Annotated in this window: 10 protein-coding genes; 2 read left to right on the plus strand and 8 right to left on the minus strand. The window is 49.7% G+C overall.

What is annotated here, in order from left to right; genetic code table 11:
• Positions 1–14: 14 nt before the first annotated feature.
• The 5 genes from ACTRWF_RS18220 to ACTRWF_RS18240 form a co-directional block, all read right to left on the minus strand.
• Positions 15–602 carry a FlhC family transcriptional regulator gene (locus tag ACTRWF_RS18220; RefSeq protein ID WP_462835976.1) on the minus strand — a complete coding sequence of 196 codons (588 nt, stop codon included), beginning with the start codon at positions 600–602 and terminating at the stop codon, positions 15–17.
• Complete coding sequence (locus ACTRWF_RS18225; protein ID WP_462835977.1) at positions 599–1222, minus strand: hypothetical protein; 624 nt, start codon at positions 1220–1222, stop codon at positions 599–601. Before ACTRWF_RS18225 ends, ACTRWF_RS18220 begins: the two co-directional genes overlap by 4 nt.
• Positions 1223–1224: 2 nt before the next feature.
• The gene (locus ACTRWF_RS18230; RefSeq protein WP_462835978.1) at positions 1225–1398 is read right to left on the minus strand and encodes a hypothetical protein; all 174 of its coding nucleotides are present in this window, start codon (positions 1396–1398) and stop codon (positions 1225–1227) included.
• Positions 1399–1906: 508 nt separating this feature from the next.
• Entirely contained in the window at positions 1907–2194 is a 288-nt protein-coding gene (locus ACTRWF_RS18235; RefSeq protein ID WP_462835979.1) for a hypothetical protein, read from the minus strand.
• An 11-nt stretch (positions 2195–2205) separates the two neighbouring features.
• On the minus strand, positions 2206–5619 hold the full coding sequence (locus ACTRWF_RS18240; protein ID WP_462835980.1) for a conjugal transfer protein TraG N-terminal domain-containing protein: 3414 nt from the start codon (positions 5617–5619) through the stop codon (positions 2206–2208).
• A 213-nt stretch (positions 5620–5832) separates the two neighbouring features.
• Between ACTRWF_RS18240 and ACTRWF_RS18245 the strand changes: the two genes are divergently transcribed.
• On the plus strand, positions 5833–6696 hold the full coding sequence (locus ACTRWF_RS18245) for a hypothetical protein (protein WP_462835981.1): 864 nt from the start codon (positions 5833–5835) through the stop codon (positions 6694–6696).
• Between the two features lie 28 nt (positions 6697–6724).
• Positions 6725–6895 (plus strand): hypothetical protein, encoded by a 171-nt coding sequence (locus ACTRWF_RS18250; protein ID WP_462835982.1) that lies wholly within the window; start codon positions 6725–6727, stop codon positions 6893–6895.
• Between the two features lie 14 nt (positions 6896–6909).
• Here the strand turns inward: ACTRWF_RS18250 and ACTRWF_RS18255 are convergent, their stop codons facing one another.
• The 3 genes from ACTRWF_RS18255 to ACTRWF_RS18265 all read right to left on the minus strand — a co-directional run bounded on the left by ACTRWF_RS18255 (position 6910) and on the right by ACTRWF_RS18265 (position 8082).
• The gene (locus ACTRWF_RS18255) at positions 6910–7101 is read right to left on the minus strand and encodes a DUF7706 family protein (RefSeq protein WP_462835983.1); all 192 of its coding nucleotides are present in this window, start codon (positions 7099–7101) and stop codon (positions 6910–6912) included.
• 54 nt (positions 7102–7155) lie between these two features.
• On the minus strand, positions 7156–7422 hold the full coding sequence (locus ACTRWF_RS18260) for a hypothetical protein (RefSeq protein WP_178974643.1): 267 nt from the start codon (positions 7420–7422) through the stop codon (positions 7156–7158).
• A 423-nt stretch (positions 7423–7845) separates the two neighbouring features.
• Positions 7846–8082 carry a hypothetical protein gene (locus ACTRWF_RS18265; RefSeq protein ID WP_462835984.1) on the minus strand — a complete coding sequence of 79 codons (237 nt, stop codon included), beginning with the start codon at positions 8080–8082 and terminating at the stop codon, positions 7846–7848.
• Positions 8083–8874 lie beyond the last annotated feature (792 nt).

An 8874-nucleotide genomic window follows, 5' to 3' on the forward strand; every position in this document is an offset into this window, starting at 1 on the left:
TTTTCAAAGGTAGCTCAAGCTGGCTCAGCGAAGACTTCAACCGCTGGCATCGCCGCACCCTTCGCATTCAGTGGCTGAAAACAGTGCGGGCAGTGTATTCCCGTCGCCTGATTCACAGAGGTGAAAAAGTCACACCCGCAGTCGCAACAATGCTCAAACATCGCGTCCCCAGAGCGCACCTCCGACGCTAAGCACCAAGCATCTGTAATTGTGAATATCTGAAATGCCTCCTTTCCCATCGGCGTACTGACAGAGGCAATTTCACTGATTGCTGCACAGTACATCCGGTATGCGCGATCCAGCGCAGATATGCTGGTCGAGGATTCAACGGCCCTTCCACCTATCTGTCGATAAAAACCCATGAGAAGTGAAGCATGAAGCTTGGAAAGCTGATTCGTTACCAAAGAAGCGCCACTTTTGATGGTATTAGAGGTCCTGTTTTTACCGACCTCCATCCCATCATCTTCCAGATCTCGGTAAATCCTGCGTACCTGTTTATCTGTCAACCCAGTCTCCAGAATGATAATGCGCGTTACGTACCCCATGAGTGCCATCTCACGTGCTTGAACCCATAGATGCAGCGGATTGTTACGGGTATTCATACGTTGCCTCCCACCGATAGGCATTGCTGATACTTCATAAAGAGCGCCTGTCTACGCTTACGAAGGTCTGCTGAGGGCAACAGACCCTCGACAATCTCCGGCCCAAATCGCAGAGTGCAGGCGGTACAAATTTCTGTAACCAGTTGACGGATTTGATTGTCGGTAGCCTCCGCCGCAGCCTTCGCCAGTGAATGGCTGACACCAAATGCGGCTGCGGCCATAGAAGCGTCTCGGCGAGCCAAATTTCTGAGCGTCAGCCAGTACGTCACATCAAATTCTCGCTCCACCCCCTCCATTCCTGCGAAGCCAGGTGGAATAGCACGTTCGTATTCAGTGGACAGGAAATCATATACGTCCAGTTCCGGAGTATGTAACTGAAAGCTTAAAACTACGCCTGAAGCCAACTTGGACAATTGGTGAGGTGGCGTGGCAGCCAAGGCCACCACTGTGCTTTGCGGTAGTGAGAACTGCTCTCTGGCCACGCTGGGAGCATGACGGCAGAGAGTTGCCAGCAGGTTCCATAGAGTGAGATCCAGCTCATACATATTTTGGTCTGGGCGCTGCTCATTAATCTGAGAAGCCTGGTTATCCAAGTCGGACATCGAAAGTAGAGGTGACATTTTTACGCCTCCTCTGTGAATCGTTTCTTATAAGACGTTGGTAGATACAGAGTAAGTGCAACCCCACAGGCAACAGACAATGCAAAATAGGCTAAATTACCTGAATTCAGCAACTGTCCAATAATAAAATAGATAAACCCTACAAAAACAAACCAAAGACATTTTTCAGCAAACATAACTACTCCTCAATCAAAGCAAAGCATTGCAAAACATATGAATATAAATACCACTAGTTCCCGAATATACAAGGGATTTTACTGTATTTTTTTACAGTATCACTTTATGATTCTATGAACAGAATATTGAGCGACTTGCATTTATTGAGAACAGGGGTAGGATTTAAATTAGGGTAAATTTCATCGAAAAATAGGCTATGAAACTATTAATCTTCGTCCTTTTAACATTGTTCGTTAGTTACAAACTTGCTGGCATCGGCGGCTTGATATTATCGCTCGTTCCGCTCGCGTTAATTTTGAGCTTTATTGTTAGCAAAAGGAACGCACAATCAGGTTGCAACGTACATTCATCACAGCAGGACCGTTCGTTAGTTTGGGATGATAGCCAAATAGACAGGATTCCGTTCACATCGCCAGATAGTTCAGGATCGCAATTTGAAAAATGGGACGGTCAACCTTGGACAGGCCAATAGAAGAGAGCTGGATGAAACCAGCTCTCTAAGGTGAGTTATCGAGTTAACAAAATTTCAATCCCTTTTCCCGCTAATCGCCTAGTGTCATATCTCCGCCCGATTAGTAACCGAACGCTTAGAGCTGCAATCTTCATTTCGAACGCCCTTACACCCGCTTTCTTCGCCAGCTTTTCAAGCAGAGCATTAGTCAGAATGATCGAGCGCATATTTTCTCTATGAGCGTATATTCGTATCCTCATCTTCTCCCCGCAGGGTGCCATGAATTCGCCCGCTTCCGCGTGTCCAATAATCTTATCAATCACTGCCACAGCTTCTCTTTTCATGAAACGCTCCTTTACTCTCCATTCTGTACAGCCATATAGCGGCTTACTGGCATCAGATAACCCCCGGCCTGCTCGCGCCCGGCACCCGCAGAAGCCTCAATAATGTCTGCTGCTTTGTTTGCCAGATCGGCGTCACCGCCGAACTCACTTTGAAGTTGCTGCCTGTATTCAGCTTCACGCCCGTCACTTGCTCCCAGTAGCGACGACGCAAACAGTTGCGCACCGGCTTCAGACTGAAGACCATGCTCATTAACAGCCGTTTGGGCTGCCAGCTCACGGAACTCGTCACCATATTGCTCAACAAAACGCTGTGCGTGCTCCGCACCTTCCTCTGATGCACTGGCAAACGCTGCCGCAAAGAACATCCCACGTTCCCTAATGGACATGTCTTTAGCGGCTTCCGACAAATCACTTTCTCCAGTAATCCACTCTTTGGCCGCTGTGTATCCGCTGACCCCGGCACCGATAATCGAACGCCCCAGGTCTGCGGCTCCGGTCGCGATATGACCCGCTACGCCGTACTCATCCTGGATGTACTGATCGCCACGGTTTGAATCAGCGATAAACTGGTCGCGCTCTTGGGGAGTCATGGCCGCGAGGTGCTCCATCGAACCTGCAAAATCATCCAAGAAACCGCCTGCTCCAGCACTAACCCCACCAACTACTTGGTCGAAAAATCGGCCAATACCCTCGGTAGTAGAGAAGATACTCGCCGAGCTAGATGGCTCGACTTCAGACGCCATAATTTGACTTCTCAGAGCACCGAGCCGCTCTCCCCGGTAGTCGTCTCTGTTTTCAGAGTCTGCCGCTTCTACGTGGCTTAGGTTTTGGTTATGACGCTGAAGCACTGCGCTCTCCCCAGGCACGCCTGCCTTTGCCTGATTTCTTTGTTCGTTCGACATGCTCTGAGGTTCTTGAAGCTTTCGCGCACCTATACCATGCGGTATCGCTGGAGAGCTTTCCAAAAGATCTTGCTGTGCATTGGAATCTTTCACGGTTGTCGCGCCGCCCGTAGCACTTTCGATGGTTTCGGCAGCAATAGCCTGTTCCGATGCTTTACCAGAGTTAATAAGCGCATAGAGCTGACCGCCTGCAGTTGCTCTTGCTGAATCCATTCCCAACGCTTCATAAAACTGGGATTTCTCAGCCGCAAGTTGGCGTGTTTCGGGTGAAGCCATCCGCATCCCATCTCTTAACTGTGAATGAGCTTCAGGACTGCTGGTTACTTTCTCCGCCAGAGCCCTCATATCCATTGCACTCGTCGTTCCAATGCTCGATTGAGCGCTGGCGAGACGCTGATAAGTATTTTGTGCTGTTATGGCTTGGGTCGCGGATTCAGAAAACTGCTCACGCTGCTCCTCTCCAAGAGAGTTCGTAAAACGCTGACCACTCTGCGTATTGACCTGACGAGCTATATCCCTAGTCAAAGCTGCTGAATCGCTGTCAGTGAAACCAACATTTTTGGCAAGCCGGTCCATATCGCCTGTAAGCTGCTGACGTTGATCGGTGGAGGTAGAAGTTGCCGAACCAGAAATTCCTCCTTTGACATCGACTGGTGCTGCCTTCGCTATTGCCATTCCAGCAGGGCCAGCCAACAGGGCTCCCGCAACCTGCCCGGCATCAACATTCGCACTGGCTTGCATACCAATCGCCCCAGCAATGGCATCTGTATGGCTCTCATTCAAACCATATTGTCGAGCGTAATCCTGAGCTTGGCCGTAAATCGCCTGTGCCTGTGAAGAGTCAGATGCACGAAGGGATTGCCCAAGCCCTTGTAAACGAGCGTAGCTTTGTTCAGCAGAGGCCCCAGAGAAAACCGAATTAGAAAGCTGGGATGCAAATGACTGTGTTGCCTGGGCTGACGATGCCTGGGAGGAACTAACCGCACTACTGAGCATGTTCCCGACATTAATTTTGTCTACCATGCTCTCGGAACCGGTAAGTTGAAGCCCTCGGAAGTCATCAAATTGAGATTTCGGCATCATGTCCAACGCCGCTGAGGGCTTAATGGCGTCGGGAGTAGAAATTTTCTCGTTGATATGGTCACCGCCATTCAAACGGCCTGCGAGAGAAGTCATTGCGTAAGTGGAGCCGGTTACAACGAACAGAGTAATCACTGGAGTGGCCGCAGCCAACATGCCTCCCGTTGCAAGCCAATTAGATGTTATCTGGTATGCCTCGCTTATCCCGTGGAAAGTGGAAAACGGGTCGTTCTCTAGGGCACTCAACGCACCTGTAGCGGATATATGAATATAGAGGTTAATAATTGACAACACCGGCATCCAGAGCTGAATCCATGCGAGTGTCACCAAATACTTTCCCACCAAACCGATACCGAACCGGCCCATCAACATAAAGAATGCAGCCAGAGGTGTTACGGCATAAACGAAACCCTCGAAAAACGTCATCATCGGGCGAACGATGGTCATAAACATTGATTGTTCAGCAGCCCATTGAGTATTCCTTTGCTGGATAGCTTGGTTCAGCATAATTGCCGACGAGAAATCCCGCATATCCTGGTACTTTCCTTGGGCAGCATCTTCATATATCGGCTTAAGCACGGTTGTTAGTATGTAGTCCTGAGCATTAGATCCGGTCATACCAAGACTCGCTAATGCATCATAAAGACGATTTGACACACCGACTCCAGCGACATCACCACTAGCGTCTCTCATTCCCCGCTCGATGGCTTCATGAACCAAATAGTTGCCTTTAACTTCATTAAGTGCGTTGCTAATCGCAACAAACCCATCAGAACAGGTGTAATCCTGGGGAGAGCCACCAAGGTAAAGCCGAGTGCCATATAAGCCTGATTCAAAGCGAAGTGCCTGCATTGCAGGGGCGGTAAATAAGTCTTGGATTGACGCTTGATGCAAATCAATTTTTGTTAGCGTGCATTCTCGTATGTAGTTGTGAATTGAAAGCTCGACGTTTACACCCTCTCCACCAACAGCGTTATCCATTGCTTTAAATACAACCGGGTTAACGGCAGCATCTTGAAGCTGATTTATCAAGTGAAGGGAGTCAGCAAATCGATTCTGTGTCGAGCCCGGTGAAATAAATGAATACCCCTGCTCAAACAGGCTTGTAACTGAGTACCCAACATTTGAGACAACCGAACCAACCGCTGCTGGCCCCACTGGGACATTATCAACGACCCGAACTTCGCCGGAGTATGCATCTTCAATAAGGACAGTCGTGGATGGTCCAAATGCCATAGCATAGAAAATCCATGCCACCAAAATAGTGCCAATCTGTATTTCCTTGGCTCCATTCATAATCGATTGGAAAAAAACTATTAGTACACCGATAAGCAGCCCTACCGATGCCATTTGTGTGAAATCGCCGGTTCCGGTGATCATGGAAACGGCTATCAAAACCTGCTCCAAAAATGCCGAATCACCGACAGAGTGTATGGTCCACATTGGGGAATCTCCTGTTAAAAACTCCCCCTCATACTAAATACACCCATCACTAGAGCACGCACGTGTTCTTGCCCATTTTGGGCGCAAAGCCAAATTTAGGGTAAGTTTGTACCGTCAGTACAAACCATTGTTTTTTATGGATTAACCAAAGTTTTTGGGTTGCGTTTTCTTAAAGTCGTGAGACACTTTTTAAAGATAACGGAGGATAAACCCATGAAACGATACATCGCGATTGCAGCTTCTGCTGCTGTAGTTCTGTCACTGGCAGGTTGTGCAACCACCGGGTCATCCGACCCCGCAACCTATGAACCGGCTAAATCCCGTGCGTACAACCTCGCTCAGGCCGGGGGTATCACTGAAGCGCGGGATACGGAGAGAAAGCACCTTTCAGAAAACGAGCTTTACAAGGTCGCTTCCAATGCCGACATCCTTATGTGGGATCGAGGAGCAAATTGGAGCGGGGGAGAAGCACTGGGAGCCAGCCTCTTGTTTGCAGCCCTGGAGCCAACGTCGAACTTCGCGAAAGACTCTTTGTTCGGCTGGATGCCTTCCAGCATGGCCACAGATGCCGTTCAGGCCCGTGCGAAGATGTCAGAAGTGACTACCTCCGCAATGAAAAAGGCCCTCGGTAGCCTTGGCTATACGTATGAAGCCAAGCTAGAGAACTACGACCAAAAAGCAGTGTTTGGGGGCGGAAGCGCTTTTCTGTTCAGTCAGATAACTATTATTGACACAAATCAGGGATGCCCCTCGCCAGATTCTGTCGATCACTACTCAAAAACATGCTATGTATCTTCTCAGATCATAGAGCCAAGTCAAGGCTTTGAACCTGCGTTCCTGGGAGGTGGTCAGGCCTGGTCGTTCACAACTGAAGGTGTGAAGGCCTCATCTGTAAAACTGAATGTCCCGGAAGGGGTGACCCTGGACAGTGTATCCATCATCGGCGCGATCAGCGCGAATCTGCCCGATTGGGCCTATATGTTTGCCCCTCAAACCGATGAAACTCCTCCCATGGTCGTAAACAAGGGGAAACCCTTGTACTTTGTGGAACCGGTGGAGAGTATCGAAAAGAGCTGATCGAAAACGAGTGATTGGAGGGAGGGCTATGGCAAGAAATCTCGAAGAGATTATTCAGAGCGAGGATCCAAAGATAGTTTCTGCCGCGAAGAGAAAGGCAGAGAAGATCCTCCAGTCAATAGATGACACAACGGGTACGGTAGCCACCAAGAAAAGAAGTAACTCTCGGCTGGTCAGGAAATCAAAAAGGGGCCAGTGATCTGGCCCCTTTCACTATCGAGGAGCATAACCGCAATCGGCCAGACTCCTTTGCAGAGATGCTAACGCATCCTTCATCAGATACGCCTCGTCATCGTCAACAGCATTAACCCTCACTTTTTGCCAACCAATTCGCTTTACAAGCTGTGCTAAAGCCAAGGCCTGCGCATCGGACAGCTCAGTCAGGACAGATACTGTGTTATCCATAAGGACCTCCTATGGGAAGGAGGGAAGCCCCCAAGGTCTTCCCCAGGGGCTTCATTAATTCACCGCGCCGTAGTGCGACTTCGCGTAGGCAAGATCGAGCGTAAAGGTAATCTCAATCCGGTCCACGACGAGATCGAATTTACGGGCGTGTTCCAGCAGATTAGACCGGAACACTGATTCGGCGTCGTCATGCGACGTTGCGTTAACCGTCTCAGCGACCAGCTCACCTTTTCCGTTGTCGTAACAGACGTCGGTGTAGTACACACGTCCGCACACATCGAACTGGTGATTCTCTGGTTGATTTTGAATTTGTCCCAGCATGTCTTTTCTCCAAGAGTAAAAAGCCGGGACTTCGCCCTACCGGGCTTGGTACCCGGCTGGGTGGTTTAATACTTACCGAGGACCGGCAAGTGATTTGTTGCAGTGGAGCGCAGGTCGAATGACCTCACCATCAATGATGCGGCCAGTGATAAATCCGACAGGGGGATTCTGCTCTGATTGCTCCGGTTCAATAACGTCTCCAGAAATTGGCGACGAGGTTTGACTGACGACCCGTACGGGCCGCGCTTTGAACATTGATCGAACGATGACGTTAAGAGTGCGGGCTACCAGTGAGGCACCAAACGCAATAACGCCAACCGTGACAATCATGACCAAAACGAATGTGGAAAAGTACATATAGAGCTCCAAACAATAGTTGATTGAAAGGGGCTCATCCGTGACCGGGAAGCCCCGGTTACGGGTTTAAATGATTTCTCGGGAACGCGAGAACCAATCTGAAACTGGCTCAAACTTGTCGCCCGACTTCATTATCTCGATGAAGTCGTCCTCGTTGCCGCATCGAGCCAAACCGAAATAGGTTTTCGTAAATCGGCCATCAAGACACCGAAGGACAGTGAAGTGGAGATTTCCTTTTGACTCACAGTGAGTCATGACAATCCCTCTGCGTTGATACACATGAGAATCATTCAAAGGAAGCACCAAGCCGTTGACTTCGAGTTTTTTCATCTTGCACCTCAAATAATTTTGAGGGGTCTCCCAGTACAGGGATGCCCCTGCTCTGAGATGATAGTTAAACTTGCTGTTTGTTTGAGGAGGCCAGCTACCTCACTATTTCCGGCGGTTCCGGAAATTGAAGATAGGTTATCGGAGAATGGCCGTGGGGCACGCAGCTACTTTTTCCCTTTTTGGGCGCAAAGAGTTTTTTTGTCTATTTGGGCCTGGGAGGTTCGCCGGGTCTGCCTAACAGCTCCCATAGAAGTCTGAAGGCATAGAAATGATCCCTGAGTGTCGTGCTACTCAGGTTATCGTGTCGAGTGTAGTAACGGTGGATGTGCGCTCTTCCTACCTGGTCTGGCCGCGAAACCCCCTGCTCATGTGACGAAATATCTGCCAAGGCCGCTATGAGCCTCTTCACCATTGCTCGCCGAGCCGTTTTGCCGCCGTGCCGGACATAAACGTGCGCTCGCTCTCTTACCCATTTTTCCATCATTTACTCCAAGTATGAGTTTGTAACGTCAATACGCCCGTGTCCCAACTCCCGCGCCACCTCAGCTCGAACCTCCTGATCAAGTGTCTTGGCCTGGGCAACTGAAATCCCCAGCTCCTTGGACAGGTATTCATGATGAGCCCGACCGTGGGCCACACCAGCGCGGATAGGGCTATCGGCTCCTATAAGGACTCTGTATCGCTCCTGGGCATAGTGGTGACGTTCACCATGGAAATTCACGGGGTGACGCCCAATCTCCCGATATGCCTCTTGTCGAAATTCTC

Source organism: Alteromonas sp. G5_S2_22_S1, from assembly GCF_054968525.1.

Excerpts from the sequence above, each read along its gene's own strand:
- ACTRWF_RS18220 (WP_462835976.1), bottom strand. The coding sequence starts at position 602 with ATGAATACCCGTAACAATCCGCTGCATCTATGGGTTCAAGCACGTGAG.
- ACTRWF_RS18225 (WP_462835977.1), bottom strand. The coding sequence starts at position 1,222 with ATGTCACCTCTACTTTCGATGTCCGACTTGGATAACCAGGCTTCTCAG.
- ACTRWF_RS18230 (WP_462835978.1), bottom strand. The coding sequence starts at position 1,398 with ATGTTTGCTGAAAAATGTCTTTGGTTTGTTTTTGTAGGGTTTATCTAT.
- ACTRWF_RS18235 (WP_462835979.1), bottom strand. The coding sequence starts at position 2,194 with ATGAAAAGAGAAGCTGTGGCAGTGATTGATAAGATTATTGGACACGCG.
- ACTRWF_RS18240 (WP_462835980.1), bottom strand. The coding sequence starts at position 5,619 with ATGTGGACCATACACTCTGTCGGTGATTCGGCATTTTTGGAGCAGGTT.
- ACTRWF_RS18245 (WP_462835981.1), top strand. The coding sequence starts at position 5,833 with ATGAAACGATACATCGCGATTGCAGCTTCTGCTGCTGTAGTTCTGTCA.
- ACTRWF_RS18250 (WP_462835982.1), top strand. The coding sequence starts at position 6,725 with ATGGCAAGAAATCTCGAAGAGATTATTCAGAGCGAGGATCCAAAGATA.
- ACTRWF_RS18255 (WP_462835983.1), bottom strand. The coding sequence starts at position 7,101 with ATGGATAACACAGTATCTGTCCTGACTGAGCTGTCCGATGCGCAGGCC.
- ACTRWF_RS18260 (WP_178974643.1), bottom strand. The coding sequence starts at position 7,422 with ATGCTGGGACAAATTCAAAATCAACCAGAGAATCACCAGTTCGATGTG.